Source organism: Pseudomonas sp. RL_15y_Pfl2_60 (genome assembly GCF_963970595.1).
GTDB lineage: Bacteria > Pseudomonadota > Gammaproteobacteria > Pseudomonadales > Pseudomonadaceae > Aquipseudomonas.
Window position 1 is genome coordinate 71,864 of sequence record NZ_CAXAOE010000001.1, and the last position, 19,354, is coordinate 91,217.

The 19,354-nt window shown below is 55.2% G+C and carries 17 protein-coding genes; 6 read left to right on the plus strand and 11 right to left on the minus strand.

Features of this window, described 5'->3' with window-relative positions; all coding sequences use genetic code 11:
* Positions 1–54: 54 nt before the first annotated feature.
* Positions 55–1,500: an aminotransferase-like domain-containing protein gene (locus tag AACY26_RS00335; protein ID WP_339509818.1), complete on the minus strand. Its 1,446-nt coding sequence runs from the start codon at positions 1,498–1,500 to the stop codon at positions 55–57.
* Positions 1,501–1,735: 235 nt separating this feature from the next.
* Here AACY26_RS00335 and AACY26_RS00340 point away from each other — a divergent pair, with 235 nt between their 5' ends.
* Positions 1,736–2,980: an HD-GYP domain-containing protein gene (locus tag AACY26_RS00340; RefSeq protein WP_339511648.1), complete on the plus strand. Its 1,245-nt coding sequence runs from the start codon at positions 1,736–1,738 to the stop codon at positions 2,978–2,980.
* A 48-nt stretch (positions 2,981–3,028) separates the two neighbouring features.
* Here AACY26_RS00340 and AACY26_RS00345 read toward each other — a convergent pair whose 3' ends face one another.
* From AACY26_RS00345 to AACY26_RS00355, 3 genes are read right to left on the minus strand one after another with little or no spacing between them, the layout of a single operon-like run.
* Positions 3,029–3,841 (minus strand): OmpA family protein, encoded by an 813-nt coding sequence (locus AACY26_RS00345; RefSeq protein ID WP_339509820.1) that lies wholly within the window; start codon positions 3,839–3,841, stop codon positions 3,029–3,031.
* Positions 3,838–4,191, minus strand: a complete 354-nt coding sequence (locus tag AACY26_RS00350) for a DUF4398 domain-containing protein (RefSeq protein ID WP_339509822.1) — start codon at positions 4,189–4,191, stop codon at positions 3,838–3,840. Before AACY26_RS00350 ends, AACY26_RS00345 begins: the two co-directional genes overlap by 4 nt.
* Positions 4,188–5,018 carry a substrate-binding periplasmic protein gene (locus tag AACY26_RS00355; protein ID WP_339509824.1) on the minus strand — a complete coding sequence of 277 codons (831 nt, stop codon included), beginning with the start codon at positions 5,016–5,018 and terminating at the stop codon, positions 4,188–4,190. Before AACY26_RS00355 ends, AACY26_RS00350 begins: the two co-directional genes overlap by 4 nt.
* 111 nt (positions 5,019–5,129) lie before the next feature.
* Here AACY26_RS00355 and AACY26_RS00360 point away from each other — a divergent pair, with 111 nt between their 5' ends.
* On the plus strand, positions 5,130–6,083 hold the full coding sequence (locus tag AACY26_RS00360) for an alpha/beta fold hydrolase (RefSeq protein ID WP_339509826.1): 954 nt from the start codon (positions 5,130–5,132) through the stop codon (positions 6,081–6,083).
* Positions 6,084–6,148: 65 nt separating this feature from the next.
* Here the strand turns inward: AACY26_RS00360 and AACY26_RS00365 are convergent, their stop codons facing one another.
* Both AACY26_RS00365 and AACY26_RS00370 read right to left on the minus strand, forming a co-directional pair.
* Positions 6,149–7,078 (minus strand): electron transfer flavoprotein subunit alpha/FixB family protein, encoded by a 930-nt coding sequence (locus tag AACY26_RS00365; protein ID WP_339509828.1) that lies wholly within the window; start codon positions 7,076–7,078, stop codon positions 6,149–6,151.
* Positions 7,079–7,828, minus strand: a complete 750-nt coding sequence (locus AACY26_RS00370; RefSeq protein WP_339509830.1) for an electron transfer flavoprotein subunit beta/FixA family protein — start codon at positions 7,826–7,828, stop codon at positions 7,079–7,081.
* A 320-nt stretch (positions 7,829–8,148) separates the two neighbouring features.
* Between AACY26_RS00370 and AACY26_RS00375 the strand changes: the two genes are divergently transcribed.
* Complete coding sequence (locus AACY26_RS00375; protein WP_339509832.1) at positions 8,149–9,804, plus strand: electron transfer flavoprotein-ubiquinone oxidoreductase; 1,656 nt, start codon at positions 8,149–8,151, stop codon at positions 9,802–9,804.
* 147 nt (positions 9,805–9,951) lie between these two features.
* Here the strand turns inward: AACY26_RS00375 and AACY26_RS00380 are convergent, their stop codons facing one another.
* On the minus strand, positions 9,952–10,521 hold the full coding sequence (locus AACY26_RS00380) for a DUF1285 domain-containing protein (protein ID WP_339509834.1): 570 nt from the start codon (positions 10,519–10,521) through the stop codon (positions 9,952–9,954).
* Between the two features lie 54 nt (positions 10,522–10,575).
* Positions 10,576–11,187 (minus strand): DUF4823 domain-containing protein, encoded by a 612-nt coding sequence (locus tag AACY26_RS00385; RefSeq protein ID WP_445261247.1) that lies wholly within the window; start codon positions 11,185–11,187, stop codon positions 10,576–10,578.
* A 462-nt stretch (positions 11,188–11,649) separates the two neighbouring features.
* Here AACY26_RS00385 and AACY26_RS00390 point away from each other — a divergent pair, with 462 nt between their 5' ends.
* From AACY26_RS00390 to AACY26_RS00400, 3 genes are all read left to right on the plus strand, one after another.
* On the plus strand, positions 11,650–12,720 hold the full coding sequence (locus AACY26_RS00390; protein ID WP_339509836.1) for a DUF4331 family protein: 1,071 nt from the start codon (positions 11,650–11,652) through the stop codon (positions 12,718–12,720).
* A gap of 182 nt (positions 12,721–12,902) precedes the next feature.
* A complete protein-coding gene (locus AACY26_RS00395; RefSeq protein ID WP_339509838.1) occupies positions 12,903–13,673 on the plus strand; it encodes a DUF4198 domain-containing protein in 771 nt (256 codons plus the stop codon).
* Between the two features lie 6 nt (positions 13,674–13,679).
* Entirely contained in the window at positions 13,680–14,261 is a 582-nt protein-coding gene (locus tag AACY26_RS00400) for a HupE/UreJ family protein (RefSeq protein ID WP_339509840.1), read from the plus strand.
* 51 nt (positions 14,262–14,312) lie between these two features.
* On the opposite strand, the gene nirD is transcribed toward AACY26_RS00400, so the two are convergent.
* From nirD to AACY26_RS00415, 3 genes are all read right to left on the minus strand, one after another.
* Positions 14,313–14,684: a nitrite reductase small subunit NirD gene (gene nirD, locus AACY26_RS00405; protein WP_339509842.1), complete on the minus strand. Its 372-nt coding sequence runs from the start codon at positions 14,682–14,684 to the stop codon at positions 14,313–14,315.
* Entirely contained in the window at positions 14,684–17,245 is a 2,562-nt protein-coding gene (gene nirB / locus AACY26_RS00410; RefSeq protein ID WP_339509844.1) for a nitrite reductase large subunit NirB, read from the minus strand. Before nirB ends, nirD begins: the two co-directional genes overlap by 1 nt.
* Positions 17,246–17,592: 347 nt before the next feature.
* Complete coding sequence (locus tag AACY26_RS00415) at positions 17,593–19,320, minus strand: bifunctional protein-serine/threonine kinase/phosphatase (protein ID WP_339509846.1); 1,728 nt, start codon at positions 19,318–19,320, stop codon at positions 17,593–17,595.
* Positions 19,321–19,354: the final 34 nt, after the last annotated feature.

Sequence of the window (19,354 nt, forward strand, 5' to 3'; positions counted from 1 at the left end):
TTGAATGATTCATCCAAGTAGACGCAGCCGATTGTGCCGCGGGGTTAAGACGGATCAATTTATCTGTGTGGGCTGAACCTCTTGGCACAGCTGAGTCGCGAGCATGCCCAAGGTCATCACCGCGCGTTCGGCTTCGCGATTCCACGGCACACCACAGTTAATCCGCACACAATGGTTGAACTGCTCGGTGTTACTGAAAATCAATCCCGGTGCGATGCTGATGCCTTGCTGTAACGCCCGGGTATGCAAATCCTTGGTATTGACCCGAGCAGGCAGACTGACCCACAAGATGAACCCTCCTTTGGGCCGGGTCATTTGCGTACCTTCGGGAAAATACTGCTGCACCGCCAGTTGGAAAGCGCTGAGGTTCTTGCGGTATTCCTGGCGGATATATCGCAAGTGCCGGTCATAACCACCGTTCTCAAGGTAGGCAGCCACGGTCATCTGCGTGACGCTGCAAGCCGAGTGAGTCGAGAATGTCTGCAGGCGTTGAATTTCATCCTGGTATTTACCGGCGATGATCCAACCAATGCGCACACCAGGGGACAGCGTCTTAGAGAAGCTGGAGCAGTACACCACTCGCCCTTCACGGTCATTCGACTTCAAGGCCTTGGTCGGCCCTTGCTCGAACATCAGCTCACCGTAGATATCGTCTTCGATAATCTGGATATCAAAATTCTCAGCCAGTCTGAGCAACTGCTTTTGCCGGTCTTCAGGAATGGTTCCACCTAGCGGATTGCTCAAGCGTGGTGTCAGCACCAAGGCTTTGATTGGCCACTGGCTGGCAGCCAATTGCAATGCCTCAAGACTCATACCAGTGGTTGGGTCACTGGGGATTTCTATCACTTTCAAACCGAGCAAGTCGGCGAGTTGCAACAACCCATAATAGGTCGGTGACTCAGCTGCAATCAGGTCACCCGGCTTGGTGAGCACACGCAAAGACATCTGCAGCGCATCCACGCAGCCGTGAGTAATCACCACCTCAGACGGATCAACAACCACGCCAGCATCACGCATGCGGATCGCAACCTGACGGCGCAATGGCTCATAACCAGGACTGAACATGTAATTGAAGGCCCGCGCACTCTGAAAGCGAGTGACTTTGGCCAGTTGTTGATGTAACGCCCGAGCCGGTAAGTAGTCAATATGCGGAACAGCAGCGCCCAGCGGAAACACCCCTTCACGACGGGACTCATCCAACACTTGATTAATGATGCTGCTGCGAGTCACCAGGCTTGGCCGCTCGACCTTCGCCACATCAGGCGTTGGTGCAGTCAGCGCGGGCGTCTGGTGAACATAATAACCGGACTGCGGACGCGCACGGATAAGCCCCTGATCCTCAAGGTTGGCATAGGCCTGCAGCACAGTTGCGTGACTGACGCTCAGCTGAGTGCTCATCTTGCGCACCGATGGCACGCGCTCTCCAGGCTGGTAAACACCTCGACGAATATCCTCCGCCAGTTGCTGAGCGATACGTTGGTAGAGCAACAGATTAGTCATATGCGCGTTCTCGCCTTACTGAACCGTAACAGTAACCCGAACCTTGCAAATTGCACCGGTACAGATTCTTTTATAGTGGACGATACAGTTGAGTTCTGCCATTTCTGTTACGGTCTAAAAAAGCAATATCAACAACTGTTTAGCGCCTATGCCGAAAGCCCAGACTAATTCTTGGACGCTGCAGATATTCCACACCTAAACTTGAACGCATAACAACATGGGGCGCCAACTTCCAGTGCTCAGAAAAATCGAAGTCAGCCAGCTGCGGTTGGGCATGTACATCCATGAGTTCTCGGGTTCCTGGATGGATCACCCATTCTGGAAAGGCCGCTTTCTGCTTACTCGTCCTGAAGACTTGCGCGCGATTCGCAACTCGAACCTGAGTGAACTGTGGATTGACGCCAGCAAAGGCGATGACCTTGCCCAAGTTGAAAACAGCAAATCCGAGCAACAGGTTGCCGCTGAAACCGATGCCTTGCTCTGTGCCGCGCAGCAAAGTAAGCAAGTTGCCAAGGTTGAGCTTAATGATGAAATCAACCGCGCACTGAAGATCTGCGCCAGATCCAAGGCCGCCGTGGTTGAGATGTTCACCGACGCACGCATGGGTAAGGCGGTTGCGGTTGATCAGGTATCATCGCTGATCGATGAAATAGCCATTTCTGTAAAACGTCACCCTAGCGCCTTGATCAGCCTGGCACGCTTGAAAACCGCCGATGAATACACCTATATGCACTCGGTAGCGGTTAGTGCACTGATGATTGCCTTGGCTCAAGAGCTCGAGTTGCCGGCTGAGCTGGTTAAAGAGGCAGGAATCGGTGGCCTGCTGCATGACATTGGCAAAATGGCGATTCCCGATTCGATTTTGAACAAGCCCGGGCGCCTTACAAACGATGAGTTCAACACAGTACGTGGCCATCCCGCTGCCGGGCATGCAATGCTGTTGCATAACCCGCTGATCAGCCCACAGGTACTGGATGTTTGCCTGAGCCACCATGAGAAAGTGGATGGAAGCGGCTACCCGAACAAAACACAAGCGCAAGACATCAGTTTATTTGCACGCATGGGCGCGGTGTGTGATGTGTATGATGCCATCACCTCTGACCGCCCCTACAAAAAGGGCTGGGACCCTGCCGAATCGATCCGCAAGATGGCTGAATGGCAGGGGCATTTCGATGCGCAGGTATTCCAGGCCTTCGTTAAATGCGTGGGCATTTACCCTTGTGGAGCGCTGGTTCGCCTGGAAAGCGGTCGCCTTGCCGTAGTGATGGAGCAAAGCGCAAAATCGTTACTGACACCGGTGGTCAAAGTGTTCTTTTCCGCCCGCTCGAAACTGCCAATCCACCAGGAAATAATTGATCTGAGTAAAGTGGCGGGTCGCGACAAAATCATGGGCCGCGAAGATCCAGAAAACTGGAATTTCAAGCACCTTGAAATGCTCTGGTCGGGCTTGCAGTCGAGCAATAAATCCCTCTTCGACTAACCGCATGCGGCATAAGCCCAGGCGGAAGCTGGGCTTTGACCACCGTGCTTAGCGGCTTTCGCCCAGACTGCCCTGTTCATCGGAAAACACGATCTCGACCCGACGGTTCTGCGCACGGCCCTTGACCGAGGCGTTTTCAGCAACCGGAAAACTCTCACCCAAGCCTTTGACACTGATGCGCTTGCTGTCGACGCCCAAGTCCGTCAAGACATCGGCCACTGATTGGGCACGCGCGCGCGACAACTCAAGGTTCTGCGCATCATCGCCACTGCTGTCGGTATAGCCTTCAATGCGCACGATACGCCGCGGGTTAAGCTGTAAAAACTGCACAACCTTGAGAATGGTACGGTTGGCAGACGCCTTTAAGTCAGCATGACCGGCATCAAACAGCACATCGCCCAGCGTAATGATCAAGCCACGCTCGGTCTGGGTGGTTGCCAGGCTGATCATTTGATCGCCAAGCATGCTGCCCTGCTCTTGCAGGCTCAACATTTTTGCTTCACGCAGGGCCAACTGCAGGCGCTGACGCTCAAGCTCCAACTTGGCCTCGCGCTCCTGATTGAGCATCAACTCACTCTTCTGCTCGGCGATCGCACTGTAGCGTTGACTTAAATAGGCGTAATGCTCAACGTCAGCTTCGCTGCCCCAGTAGTTCGACAGGCGATCCGCTCGCGCCAGCGACTCCCCTGCCCGAATCACATCTTTGGGCGCACTACGCAAGACATTGGAGTTTTCCTTAACCGACTGAAAGCTCGAACGAGCGGCCTCCAGCGCAGCATTGCTGGCTTGCTGCGAACCTGCGCAACCGCTCAGTGCAAGGCCCAATACGGCGCTAAGCGCAACCTGATAGCCTTTACTCATAGCTGAGATCCCAACTGCTGGCGCATACGGTTGATGCGTTTGTTGATTTCCAGCAGTTGCTCTGAACTTTTGCTCGCCAATACCCGGGCCTCTGCTTCACGTGCGTCGAGCTCAGCCTGCTCAGCCAGAACACGCGCCTCTTTGTATTGCTCATCGAGCAGTGCCGCCTGGGCCAGCTGTTGCTTGCTCAGCGCCAACTGCATGGAAGCATCCGTAGACGAAGCACCAACCGCAGCGGCTTGCTCAATGGCTTGATCGGCGAGGCGCATTTGCTCGGTGGGTACGGGATCGTTGGCACAGCCCGCCAACACCAGCAAAGCCAGGCTGGCAGGGTAAATTCGATTGATCACTGAGCCACCTTTGGCGCGCTAGCAGGTTCTGATTGTTGCTGTTTCCAAAGCTGTAAGTTCTTCTGGATCAATGATTCAGGCAGCTCTGAGGCAGCGAGTTCTGTCATCTTCTTAGCCAACTGTCCGCGCAACCAGGCGTCATTGCACGCCGAATTATGCGACAACGCCAAGTACATTGGCCGCCCCTCTATTGGCGGTGACAAAGGCAACAGGTCATCCTGCAGACCCATAGTGGTTGCCCGCGCAAGGCTAGACTCGCGCTCGGCCAATACATAATCGACTTCACCGAGCATCAGTTTCTGAAAGATCTGACTCAGATTTGCGCCTTGCTCAATATCAAGATTGGCCTTGGCGTAGTCGGTGAACGCCGGGCTCAAGGTGTCAGCTGCCTTTGCCCCTTTACGATCACGCAAGTCAGCCCACTCGATATAGGGAAAGCTCAGGATATTACGCACCCAAACCACGGTGTCGCGGCTGTATACCGAGGGGTAGATATAATCCAGGTCATCAAGCGAGGCTGGCTTGAGCTCAACGCCAGCCAACAGGTCAACGCGCCCGCTGCGCACCTCATCCTCGGCTTTTTCCCATGAGCGGCTGTACAACACGTCCATGCGCACCCCAAGGTCTTTAGCGACCTTGTTCAGCATATCGGCCTGGGCCCCCATTAATTGCTTGGGGTTTTGCGGATCTCGCCACATAAATGGCGGATTATTCGGGTTGCCTGTCGCCACCAGACGCTCGCATGAGCCTGCGGCAAAAGACAGGCTGGAAACGCTCAGGCAAGAGATGGCCAATACGCAGGATTTTAGCAAGTGACGATCAAGCATTCATAACTCTCAGATTAACCATTGATGAGGCACGTACAGCACCTCAACGCCCGGATTGAACTTCGTGCTAGTTTAACGCCAGCGCAGAATAACGGGTTATAAGGACATGCAATGAAAAAACTTTTACTCGCCCTGATCCTGACCATTGCCGCAGCCAGCGCAGTGCTCTATGTATTCCCGGCGACGCTCATGGCCAGCATTCAACTGCTCGGCCAGACAGTTGCAGGCCTATCGAGCAAGCAACTTGAAGTCGCCGATCTTAGCATTCATTACTACGAAGGCGGCCCCAAGGATGGCGAAACCATTTTAATGGTCCATGGTTTTGGTGCAGATAAAAACAACTGGCTGCAATTCGCCCGCTTTTTCACCAAACGCTACCACGTCATAGCGCTTGACCTTCCCGGCTTTGGTGAGAGCAGCAAGCCGCCAGCCAGCTACGATGTTGGCACCCAGGCTGAACGTATTGCCGCGTTCACCCAGGCGCTGGGCATCAAGCGCCTGCACATTATCGGTAATTCGATGGGCGGGCACATCGCCGCACTTTATGCGGCGCGTTACCCGCAGCAAGTCGCCAGCGTTGCCTTGCTGGATAACGCCGGTATCGATGCACCGCAAAAAAGCGAGTTGTACCGGCGTATAGAGCAAGGCAAGCCCAATCCACTGGTGGTCAATAATGCTCAGCAGTTCGAGCAACTTATCGACTTTGTATTTTACAAGGCACCTGCGCTACCAGAACGCCTGAAGCATTACATGGCCGAGCAAGCCATTGCCAACAGCGCGATGAATACACAAATATTCAGCCAACTGCGTGAGCGCTACATCCCGCTCGAGCCGGAACTGCCCAAGATCGAAGCGCCAACCTTGTTGCTCTGGGGCGATCACGACCGAGTTCTCGATGTATCAAGCATCAAAGTCATGCAGCCGCTACTCAAGCACCCAAGCGTGGTGTTGATGAAAGACTGCGGGCACGTGCCTATGATCGAGCGTCCAGAAGAAACCGCGGGACATTACCAAGCGTTTCTCGACAAGACTGCCAAACTTGAGGCTGCCAAACCCACTTCCTGACCAGTGCTGCAGGCATAAAAAAACCCGCTCAGTGAGCGGGTTTTTATTGAACCTGAAAAGCTGGTTTAAACCAGTTTTTCCAGCTCAGGCACTGCTTCAAACAGGTCAGCAACCAGACCGTAGTCTGCAACCTGGAAGATTGGTGCTTCTTCGTCCTTGTTGATAGCGACGATAACTTTCGAGTCTTTCATACCGGCCAAGTGCTGGATTGCACCGCTGATACCTACAGCGATGTACAGCTGTGGCGCAACGATTTTACCGGTCTGGCCAACTTGCATGTCGTTCGGTACAAAGCCTGCGTCAACTGCAGCGCGCGAAGCACCTACAGCAGCACCCAGCTTGTCAGCAACGGCGTACAGGTGCTTGAAGTTGTCGCCGTTCTGCATGCCACGACCGCCAGAGATAACGATCTTGGCAGCGGTCAGCTCAGGACGATCGGATTTGGCCAGCTCTTCACCAACAAATGCCGAAGTGCCCGCGTCAGCGCCAGCCGATACGGCTTCAACAGCAGCAGAGCCGCCTTCAGCAGCAACTGGGTCAAACCCGGTGGCACGTACAGTGATGGCCTTGACTGCAGCAGACGACTGCACGGTGGCAATGGCGTTACCGGCGTAGATCGGACGCTTGAAGGTATCAGGGCTTTCAACCGAGATAATTTCAGAAATCTGGTCAACGTCCAGTTGCGCAGCGACGCGTGGCAGGAAGTTTTTGCCGTTGGTGGTCGCGGCAGCCAGGATGTGGCTGTAACCAGCGCCCAACTCAGCAATCAGCGGAGCAACGTTTTCAGGCAACTGGTGAGCAAAGGCTGCGTTATCGGCAACCAGTACTTTAGTGACGCCTGCAACTTTGGCAGCAGCTTCAGCAGCTGCGGCGCAGCCCGAACCGGCAACCAGTACGTGAATATCGCCACCAATGGCTTGCGCCGCGGCAACAGTGTTCAGCGTGGCAGCAGCCAGAGCAGCGTTAGTGTGTTCTGCAACAACTAAGATAGCCATTTAGATTACCTTCGCTTCGTTCTTCAGTTTCTCGACCAATTCAGCAACCGACTTAACCTTGATGCCAGCGCTGCGAGTTGCAGGGGCTTCAACTTTGATGGTTTTGACGGTAGAAGCGGTGGAAACACCCAGTGCGTCAGGGGTGATGTTTTCCAGTGGCTTCTTCTTGGCTTTCATGATGTTAGGCAGCGACGCATAGCGAGGCTCGTTAAGGCGCAGGTCGGTAGTCACGATAGCTGGCAGATTCAGTGCAACAGTCTGCAGGCCGCCGTCGATTTCACGGGTGACGTTAACCTTGTCGCCGGCAACTTCAACCTTGGAGGCGAAGGTACCCTGCGCGTAACCCGTCAGAGCGCCCAGCATTTGGCCAGTCTGGTTGTTATCGCTGTCGATCGCCTGCTTACCGAGGATAACCAACTGTGGCTGTTCTTTGTCGACCACTGCCTTGAGCAGCTTGGCCACAGCCAGTGAATTCAATTCTTCGCTGGATTCAACCAGGATTGCACGATCAGCACCCAGAGCCAGCGCAGTACGCAGTTGCTCTTGAGCGGTTGTCGGGCCAATAGTCACGACGACGATTTCGCTCGCAACGCCTTTCTCTTTCAAGCGTACCGCTTCTTCAACAGCGATTTCGCAGAAAGGGTTCATCGACATCTTGACGTTCGCAAGATCAACGCCGCTGTTGTCCGCTTTGACGCGAACCTTGACGTTGTAGTCGACCACTCGTTTGACAGCTACAAGAACCTTCATGGATTCCCCGTTACTCTCTGGTGAATAGGAATGTCGCCAAGATGGACCTGGCTAGTGATGCCAATCGGCTTTAGCCGACCTTCAGCCCAGACGGCGAGCGCAAAACCGCCCGTATCTTGACCGCAGAGCAGGGTGTGGTCAATACACCGAACCGGCCAGTCATCTTTCTTGTAGTAATAATCTAACAGTCCTACAGAAAATTCAAACAAACGTTTGTATTGGCCCAGGCGGCGTGTGTAGATATAATGCGACAGCATGGCTTTGGGCGCGAGCCAGCCACCATTATAAAATATTAAGAGTGCCTGAGTAGGAGATAACCTGTGGAACGCGAATTTATGGAGTTCGACGTCGTCATTGTTGGAGCCGGGCCTGCAGGCCTGTCCGCTGCATGCCGACTGAAACAAAAAGCTGCCGACGCAGGTAAAGAAATTAGCGTCTGTGTGGTCGAGAAGGGTTCTGAAGTCGGCGCACACATCCTATCCGGTGCGGTATTCGAGCCGCGTGCGCTCAACGAGCTGTTTCCAAACTGGAAAGAGCTTGAAGCCCCGCTCAACACCCCGGTAAAGCGTGACGACATTTATATGTTGAAGAGCGCCGAGAGCGCAACCAAAATCCCAGGCATGTTCGTGCCAAAGACAATGCACAACGAAGGTAACTACATTATCTCGTTGGGCAACCTGTGCCGCTGGCTGGCCCAACAGGCTGAAAACCTCGGTGTAGAAATCTACCCTGGTTTCGCCGCACAAGAAGTCTTGATCAACGAAAATAACGTTGTAACCGGTATTCTTACCGGTGATTTGGGCGTTGACCGCGAAGGCAACCCAAAAGAAGGCGTCTACACGCCAGGTATTGAGTTGCGCGCCAAGTACACCCTGTTTGCCGAAGGCTGCCGTGGCCATCTGGGCAAGCAGTTGATCAAGAAATTCAACCTCGATACCGAAGCCGATGCCCAGCATTACGGTATCGGTCTCAAGGAAATCTGGGACATCGACCCAGCCAAACACGAGCAAGGTTTGGTCGTTCACACCGCTGGCTGGCCGCTGGACGATGAAAACATGGGCGGCTCGTTCCTCTATCACCTGGAAAACAACCAGGTGGTCGTCGGCTTGATCGTTGACCTGTCCTACAGCAACCCGTTCCTCTCGCCATTCGACGAATTCCAGCGTTACAAGCATCATCCGGTGATTGCTCAGTACCTCGAAGGCGGCAAGCGCGTCAGCTACGGCGCGCGGGCCATCTCAAAAGGCGGCCTGAATTCACTGCCGAAGATGGTATTCAACGGGGGCGCCCTGATCGGCTGCGACCTGGGCACGCTGAACTTCGCCAAGATCAAAGGCAGCCACACCGCCATGAAATCCGGCATGCTGGCCGCAGACGCAGTCGCTGACGCATTGTTCGCTGGTAAAGAAGGTGGCGACGAGCTGACCGGTTACGTCGACAGCTTCAAGTCGAGCTGGCTCTACGACGAGCTGTTCCGCAGCCGCAACTTCGGCCCGGCCATGCATAAATACGGCGCCTTGCTCGGTGGTGCATTCAACTTTATCGACCAGAACATCTTTGGCGGCAAGATTCCGTTCACCCTGCATGACACCAAGCCAGACTACGCCTGCCTGAAGCTTGCAGCTGACGCCAAGCGGATTGACTATCCGAAGCCTGATGGCAAATTGAGCTTCGACAAACTGTCTTCGGTATTCCTGTCGAGCACCAACCACGAAGAAGAGCAGCCATGCCACCTGAAACTGGCTGATGCGAGCATTCCAGTGGGGAAAAACTTGCCGATGTACGATGAACCTGCGCAGCGCTACTGCCCTGCCGGCGTTTATGAAATCGTCACGCAAGAGGATGGCGAGAAGCGATTCCAGATAAACGCGCAGAACTGCGTGCACTGCAAGACGTGCGACATCAAAGACCCAGCCCAGAACATCACCTGGGTGGCGCCTGAAGGCGCAGGCGGCCCGAATTACCCGAACATGTAATTAAGCCGCTTAATAAAATGCCCGCTGCCAAAACAGCGGGCATTTTTTATGGCCAACTTGAAAATTTACAGCCCCAATGACGCCTTTATCATCCGCCTATTGCCGTGCATTGGCGGACAAGCTTCGCGTTACGCCCTACGGCGTATCTCAATCCGGTTGCGGGGCAATGGGGAAAAACTGACCACAGCTCCAGACACCCAGCCAGCTCTGGCCATCGATATCACGCGGCACCGCAAGCTCAACCAGTTGATAAAACACATTGCGGTGGATCAGCGCCTCTAGGTTGGTTCGTACCCGCACAAAAGGCGTAGGTTCCTGGGTTTGCGGGTCGAGCTCAACACGAATCGGATGTTCGGCATCAGCCAGGAATTCATCGTCGACATTGTTGGTAAAGCGTAATACCTGAGCCTCACCCTCGCCCTCCACCGCCAGCGTTACCGCCACAAAGGGCGCTACATCGACGCGGATTCCCACTTTCTCGACCGGGGTGACCAAAACATAATCATCACCATCGCGGCGAATAATGGTTGAGAACAGCTTGACCATTGGCTTACGCCCAATCGGCGTGCCCATGTAGAACCATGTGCCGTCCCGGGCAATACGCATGTCGATATCGCCACAGAAATCAGGATTCCACAAATGCACCGGCGGCAAGCCTTTGCTTTCGCCTTTCGGTATTTGCGAGAGCAAGTCATTTGCCTTGCCTGAATCACTCATATCCTCTCCTCTGTTCTGCGTTCAGCATTGGTACAGATACACCGCACTGTGCGATTAATCACTCAAGCCAATCAGACTGCGCGCATATTGCTCAAGCGGTGGGCCGATCAGGTCTTCGGGCTTTTCATCATAAAAGGTCAGAAAGCCCCCGCGACTGCGAATCCGTGCGGTGTCGACCAAATAACGGGTATTGGTCTCGATTAACATTAACTGAATCACCCCGCTATCAACACCAATACGGTCCAACGCCTCTTGATCCTCCCACTCCGTGCCCGTACCGATGCGGTCATCTGCCGTGGCGAAACGCCCGTACAGCAGGTAATGGGCACCGGCTGCGCGTGCCTCACTCATCGCTTGCTCAAGCCCAAGCGGTGTGCGAGCCCTGCGCACCAGCGGGAAGTATTCGATAAACCCCTTGAAGGCTTCCTCAGCAACAATATTAGCCTTGGGATTGGCTTCGCCACGCGGTGTGAAGTAGCCCTGTGCAATATAAATAAACGAATCCGCCTGCAAGCGGCGCGAGTTCGCCCGCTGCGTATTGCTGTGGTCGAGCACACCGGCATCACGCAATTGATACTCGGTACCAGCCGCCATATCACTGACAGTCATGCACCCAGCCAGAGGCATAAGTGCCAACAAAGCTAACAACTGAAACAGCCTGGACATCGTTCTTCTCCCGTGCCGGTGCCAAAATCCCGGCGAATATGCAGGCGATGCAGGTTCCACGCCAAACTGTAAACAGGTACCCCGCAGCCCAAGCCCTTGACCTTGCCTGAGCACATTTTGGTTCGCACAGCCAAGACCGAAAACCTCGACGAGACGGTTGGTTGTAGCCAAATCTAAATAAGCAATTATCTGCACGGCAAGCAGGCGAAAAGTAAGGCTGTTACGGCGATAACCCAGTGCGCAATACGTGCAATGGCGATTGCAACAGAGCACAGGCGATATCAACGCTCACCCGACTTGGTTGACCCCAATAAACCCTAGCCTTAGGCTGGATCACTTATGCCGCTAGATCGATGGCACCGCGACATTATGCATCTGTGTCGCACCAGCCAAGTCTGGTTCAGGATTATTTCGCAGCAGATAGGCATAACAGCGCGCAAAACAATCAATAAGGAAGTCGATATGTTCAAACATTTAAGGACGCTCAATACGGCAATTGCCTTGACCGCAGCCATCGCAGGCAGCAACCAGGCGCTGGCCAGTCATCACTTTGAATCCACCATCGTCCAAAGAACGCCCACGCTCAACCAGCTGGACAACTACGTTTTCCCCTCGGATCGCCCCGATCACACTGTCTTTATAATGAATGTCAGCGCCGTGCCGAAAGCTGGCGTTGATGGCGCCTTTGCGACCGATGGTTTGTACAACATTCACCTAGCCAATGACGACACCTATAAAACCGGGCACACCTTTAGCTTCAGGTTTAAAGGTGCCGATCAGTTTACTGCGTTTAAGTCGGACGATCCGAATGCTGCAGCTGGAACCATGGGCGCCAAGCTTGGGGAAGGCAGCGTTGGCAAGACCGCAGAACTGGCAAATGGCATCAAGGTCTGGACCGGTGTAGTCAAAGATCCCTTCTATGGCAACTCAACCAGCCTTGGCCTCCTCCGGGCACAGCTTAACAATGGCACGCCCTACAACCCTGAAATCTGGGCGCAAGCCCAGGGCAAAAGCATCTTTATTGGCCGTAAATCAGCAGCCATCGTGCTCGATGTGCCGAATTCAATGCTTGGCTCGAGCATCAAGGTGTTCATGACCACCGATGTGAAACAAGCAGATGGCACCTGGCAACAGGTTCAGTATTCCGCCAACCCATTGCTTTCGCACTCGATGATATTCGAAAGTGCCGCCATCAAGGCAGAACTTGACGGCAGCCGGCCAGACACACAAAAAGCAATCAAGCCAATAGTATCCGCTCGCATTACCCGTGCAGTGCTGCTGGCAAAATCACAGGAAGATCCTATCCAGTACGCTGACAAAGTCGCCGACATGCTGATTCCGGATGTGCTCTCCTACAAAGTCGGCACCCCGGCCAAGTATGCAGTGAGCGAACGAAATGGTCGCGCCCTCGACGACGATGCAATGAGCGCCGTATTGACCCTGTTGCTGGGCACCCCTACCGATCAGAAAATCGGTAACCCGAAACTGCACACGGCAACCTTCCCCTTCCTGATTCCGACTACAGCGAACTGACCGCAGACGGTTTTGCGTAGACACTAACAAACCCGCAGCGTGCTCTTTCAACGCTGCGGGTTATTTTTCTCAGAATCAAGGATGAGGCTGTGTATTCGCTAATGCATTCTTTAGCAGACGATTCCCCCCATGCCCCCAAAAAACTAAGCCTCCAACTGCGCCAAGCTGCTGCAGTTCTGGCCATGTTAATGCTCGCACCGCTGGCCAAGGCCCATGAATTCTGGCTAGTCCCCCATGATGCACAGACTGGCCTGGAACAAAAAGTGGTGTTCGAGTTGCGGGTCGGCCCAACATGGCCGGGCGTACAAACGCCGCGCATAGAAAACCTGGTTAACTGGTTCAAAGCCAAGGATGCTCAAGGTGAATGGAATGTCGCCGGTCGGGATCACACCTTTGCGGTGGGCAACTTCACCACCCGAGTGCCTGGCGCAACCCTAGTTGGCATGCGCACCAACAGCGCCCACCTTGAACTGTCGGCAACAGAGTTCAACCAGTACCTGAATGAAGAAGGCTTGAACGAGGTAATCAAAACCCGCGAGCGTTTTGGTCTGAGTGACGCACCAGGGCGCGAGAATTTCTCTCGCTGCGCAAAAAGCATCGTTCTGGTCGACGGCCAAAGCCAGGGGTATGACGAACGGATCGGCCTGCCGCTGGAACTTATCCCGCAGACGGATCCGCTGGCACTCGACATCGGAAAGCCTTTCGTCATTCAACTGCTGTTCCTTGGCGAGCCACTGCCCAATACCTTGATCAAGGCGCAGCTCAAGGCCGACCCAGTAGTTGAACTGACCGCCACCTCAGATAGCCAGGGCCAAGTCGAGTTCGCCCTGCCCAGCGCAGGTTTATGGCTGTTCAACGCTGTACACATGGAACCCAGCAGCGAAGACGACAGCGACTGGGAAAGCCTCTGGGCCTCCATGACTGTCCAGTTATCCAAAAACCCGAGCGAGTAGATGCCCGTGAACTTTCGTATCCAAGACTATCGGCAGCCTGTGCTCTTGCTGCTCATCATGCTCGCCAGCACCAGCGCACAAGCGCATTCAGGTGTTGAGGCTGGCTGGCTGCACCCCTTATCCGGCGTTGATCACCTACTGGCAATGATCGCCATTGGCGCCTGGAGCTGCCAGATGGGCGGCTGCGCCATCTGGATTGTGCCGAGCGCCTTTGTCTGCAGCATGCTGTTCGGTGGGGTGCTGGGTTTCGAACAAATCGACTTACCCGGTGTTGAGATTGGTATTGTGCTGTCGGTAATTCTGCTGGGGCTGGCAATCGCCCTGGAGAAAACCTTTCCTGTGGTCATTGCCGCCTTTGGCGTGGGCATTTTCGGCATATTCCATGGCTACGCCCACGGCTACGAAATGCCGGTGATGGACAATAAACTGGCCTATTCCGCCGGTTTCCTGAGCACCACAGCCTCGCTCCATGTGGTCGGTGCTGTCGGCGCACTCTTGATACTCAAGCTGCCTCGTGGCCGCGTCATTCTCTGCACATTGGGCGCTATTTGTGCTCTGAGCGGTGTCTACTTGGCGACTCAGCTCTAACCACAGCACTTCCTTTGGGCGATGCATAACGCGCATTGCCCAAGGGATGATTCAGCCCAGTGCAATCTCTACAGTTTCGCCATGCAAGCGCACAGGCCAAGTACGCAGGCTCTGCTCCGGATACTCAAGGCAGGCGCCATCTTCCAGGCGGAAGTGCTGCTTATAAAGTGGCGCGGCGATGACCAAATCACCAGCTAAACTGCCAACAATACCCCGACCAATTACGTTAGCGCCTGACTTAGGGTCGCGGTTATCGACTGCATACAGCTGGTTGTCCCCGGCCTCGCTCGGTAGGTAGAACAACGCCACTTGCGCGCCATCAGCCCAGGCCACCACGCCCGAATTAGCGACCAGGTCTTGACGACTGCACAAGAACTGCCAATTCAGGTTTTGCTGCTGCATTGTTGCATCTACGCGGCTCATCAGACCACCTCCTCGAATAGCGGGATCAGGGACAACTCGGTATCACGGACAGGACGACGCTGCTCACGCTCCTTAACGAAATGAATATCCGGATCGTTGCGCTTGTCGTTGACGAAGGTGCGAAAGCGCTTGAGCTTCTCCGGATCCTTGAGTGCATTGGCCCACTCGCACTCGTAGCGATCGACCACCAGTTGCATCTGCGCTTCCAGCTCGCTTGCCAGACCAAGGCTATCGTCGATGATGACTGCCTTGAGGTAGTCCAGGCCGCCTTCAAGGGATTCACGCCACACGGAAGTGCGCTGCAAGCGGTCGGCGGTGCGGATGTAAAACATCAGGAAGCGATCGATATACCGAATCAGCGTGGCATCATCCAGATCAGTCGCGAACAATTCAGCGTGACGCGGACGCATACCGCCGTTGCCGCTGACATAAAGGTTCCAGCCGTTTTCAGTGGCGATGACGCCAACATCCTTGCTTTGCGCCTCGGCGCACTCGCGAGTGCAGCCAGAAACGGCAAACTTGATCTTGTGTGGTGAGCGTAAGCCCTTGTAGCGATCCTCCAGAACCAGTGCCATGCCCACGCTGTCCTGCACGCCGTAGCGGCACCAGTTGCTGCCCACGCAAGACTTCACGGTACGCAGCGACTTGCCATAGGCGTGGCCCGTCTCGAAACCAGCGGCAATCAACTCGCTCCAGATATCCGGTAACTCGTGCAGTTGCGCGCCGAACAAGTCGATGCGCTGACCGCCGGTGATCTTGGTGTAGAGATCGTATTTTTTCGCCACTGCGCCAATCGCAATCAAACCATCCGGAGTGATTTCCCCGCCGGGAATGCGCGGCACTACCGAGTAGGTTCCATTTTTTTGCATGTTGGCCATGAAGGTGTCATTGGTGTCTTGCAATGGCACCAGCAAGGGATCGGTGATAGAGCGATTCCAGCAGGATGCGAGCACTGAGCCGACCGCTGGCTTGCAAATATCACAACCAAGATGGCCCTTGCCGTGCTTGCTCAACAGCTCGTCGAAACTCTCGATGCCCTCAACGCGCACAATCGAATACAACTCTTGGCGGGTATAGGGAAAGTGCTCGCACAGGCTCTTGTCGACAACCACGCCACGGACGGTCAACTCATGTTCGAAAACCTGCTTTAGCAAAGCAGCACAGCCGCCGCAGCCAGTCCCTGCCTTGGTGCAGGTTTTAAGCCCCGCAAGGTCGGCACAACCGCCATCAATGGCAGCGCACACCGCGCCTTTATTGACGTTATGACAGGAGCAAATCGTCGCTGTGTCCGGCAATGCATCGGCGCCGAGTACCGGTGCGCCCTCGCCTTGCGGCAAGATCAAGCAAGCTGGATCAGCCGGCAGCTTGATGCCATTTTGTACATATTGCAGCAAGGTATCGTAATAACTGTTATCACCCACCAGCACAGCGCCAATAGCATGCTTACCGTCTGGTGAGACGACAAGCCGACGGTAGCTGGCCGTGGCTTCGTCGATAAAGCGGTAGCTGCGTGAGCCTGCAGTTGCGCCATGCGCATCACCGATCGAACCGACATCGACCCCAAGCAGCTTGAGCTTGGTCGACATGTCTGCGCCCATGAACGGCGCGCTGTCTTCGCCGCATAACTGCGCGGCAACCGCGCGGGCCATTTGATAACCGGGGGCTACCAAGCCAAAGACGCTACCGTTCCAGGCGGCGCATTCACCAATGGCGAAAATCTGTGGATCGCTGGTAAGGCAGTTGTTGTCGATCGCCACGCCGCCACGCGCCCCCAGCTCAAGGCCACACTGCCTGGCAAGGGCGTCCTGTGGACGGATACCGGCGGAAAAAACGATCAGATCAGTCTCTAGAAACTCATCATCAGTAAAGTTCATGCGGTAGCGATACTCATCACCCGCACTAATCGATTGCGTGGCACGGGACAAATGCACACTCACGCCAAGCGCTTCAATTTGCGCCTTGAGCGCCAAGCCGCCGTGATCATCCAGCTGTACAGGCATCAGGCGCGGCGCAAACTCAACCACATGCGCTTCCAGCCCCAAGGATTTCAAGGCATTAGCCGCTTCCAGTCCTAGCAAGCCGCCACCGACTACGACTCCGCGCCGGGCGCTCCTGGCTGCGACCTGGATAGTGTCCAGATCGGCCAAGGTGCGATAGACCAACCGCGAGTCACCTTCGGCGCCTTCGATTGGCGGCACGAATGGATAGGAACCTGTGGCCAGCACCAGCTTATCGAAGGCGAAACAACCATCGGCAGTAATCACCTCGCACCGCTGGCGATCGATCTCCAGCACGGGTACGCCCAAATGCAAGGTCACACCCGGCTGTTGATAGAGCTCGGCAGCGCTCAACGCAAGGGACTCGGCATCACGACCAGTAAAGTACTCGGAAAGGTGAACCCGGTCGTAGGCGCGCAACGGCTCTTCACTGAACACATGAATCTTGTACTGAGCCAGCGCACCGTGCTCAATCAGCTGCTCGACACAATGATGACCAACCATGCCATTGCCAATAACGATCAGAGTTTGCAGATTATTCAAGGTTGCGACACTGGAGTTCATAGAGCACCCATCCAAGCCAATCACGTTTTTTAAGCCAAAAAAAAGCGCCTGAAACCTTTCGGTTCCAGGCGCCTTTGCCTGTTCTTTAACGCTAAACAACTGGCTGCGATGCCTTGCCTAGCGATTGTTGCCCATGACCTTTACAGACAGTCCGATCACCATTGATCGCATGGACCGCCCTCGGCCAGAGAGGGCATTAGCTTGGTAAAAGCAAGGCTTATGCCACATTGTCAAAAGCGCTGTTGCAGGCACCTTGCGCCTTGCTCAACTGCAGTTCGACGGCGCATTGGAACTCCAATGGTGCATATTCCGCTTGTCGCGCACCAGACTAATGCCAAATACCAAGGCTAAACCCCCCGGCTCAGCAGCCATACAATCACCAATGCCAGAAGCGCCGACAGCCCTTTCCAAAACAGCAGCGGGTTACGCTCCAGTAATGGCGGTCGGTGCTTGCTGAGAATTTCCCGACTGGGTTGGCGCAGTTCAAAAATAAACTCAGAAAGTGCGGCGTAGCGCCTAAGCGGGTCTGCTTGCAGCGCCTTGTGCAAGACATCATCAAGCCAGACTGGCAGCCCTGGATCGATCGTTCGCAACGGCTGGTAGATCAGGCGATTCTGCGCCGCACGACTTTTGCACTTGGCCACCTCAGCACCATAGGGCAGGCGGCCACTGAGCATTTGATAGATGATCACCGCCAGTGAGTATTGATCAGAGCGCGGCGAGCCGCTTTCGCCCAAAAAGTATTCTGGCGCGGTGTACTGGGCTGTGCCGAGTAACTGGTGGCGCTCGTTTGGCGAGGCAATTTCCATGAGCCCGGCGACTTGCGCCGAGCCAAAGTCGATCAGTTTCAAGCCACCGCCGGGTTCAACCATGATGTTGTCGGGGCGCAGGTCCTGATGCAGCATTTCCAGACGATGGAACGCCTGCAAGCCTTTACCGATTTGCTCAGCCATGACCCGCACCTGCTCCAACTCAAGCCGTGGATGATCGAGCAACCATTGGCGCAGAGTCTGGCCTTCGACAAATTCACTGACGCTGTACAGGTAATTGCGCTTGCGTGTCTGCGCAGGGGCCTTGAGCACGTATGGGCTGTCGATGCGCCGCGCCACCCATTCCTCGCCGAGCAGACGCTCCAGATGCGCAAGGTCGTGCTGCTGATCCACCGAAGGCGCCTTGAGCGCCACCTGTGCTTGGCTCTCGCTGTCTTGCGCCAGATAAACATGACTGCGACTGCTGGCGTACAACTCGCGGATAATCCGATAACCATCAAACACCATGGGCGCCTCAAGCAGCGGGGCGAACGGCAATTCACTCAACTGCAGTTGCAACTCGTTGGCGTCCTGATGCCCCAAGCTGTCGATCCGGACTATCTGCAGCGTGAGATTGTCATCGCTGCCCTGCCCGTACGCATGCTCGACAATCGCCCGGGCAGCGCTATCCAAGTCATGGGCGTGCGCCGTAATCAACTCGGTCATACACGCTGCACTGGCAAACTCGTAGACGCCATCGCTGGCAAACACAAAGTGATCGCCCGGTTCCAGCAGGAAGCTACGGTAGTCGAGTTCAAGGTGCGCGTTGATCCCCATTGCCCGGCTCAGGTAGCTCTTGTTTTGCGAGATCCAGAGGCGGTGATCCTCCGTCAGTTGTTCGAGCTGGCTGCCGCGCAAACGGTAGATGCGCGTGTCGCCTGCATGGAAGATGTGCGCCGTGGTCGACTTGATCACCATTGCGCTGAGCGTGCACACATAACCCCGGTCAAGGTCATAGCGATACTGGCTCTGGCGCGTTTGTGCATACAGCCAGGAGTTCGTCGCCATCAGCACACGCTGTGCCGACGTCTTCACCGACCATGCATCGGATGTGCAGTAATAATCGCTGAGGAAGCTGCCAATGGCCGTCTCACTGGCGATATGACTCACTGTACTACTGCTGATGCCATCTGCCAGGGCGATGGCAATGCCTTTGCTTGACAGCTGCGGCTCCTGCGGAATGCAGATGCCGTGAAAATCCTGATTGGTCGGCTTGCGTCCCCTGGTCGAGTATTGCCCTACCGAAACCTTGAGCTGGCTTGTCATGCGACTCCCGATACGCCCCGCCAGCATCTGGACC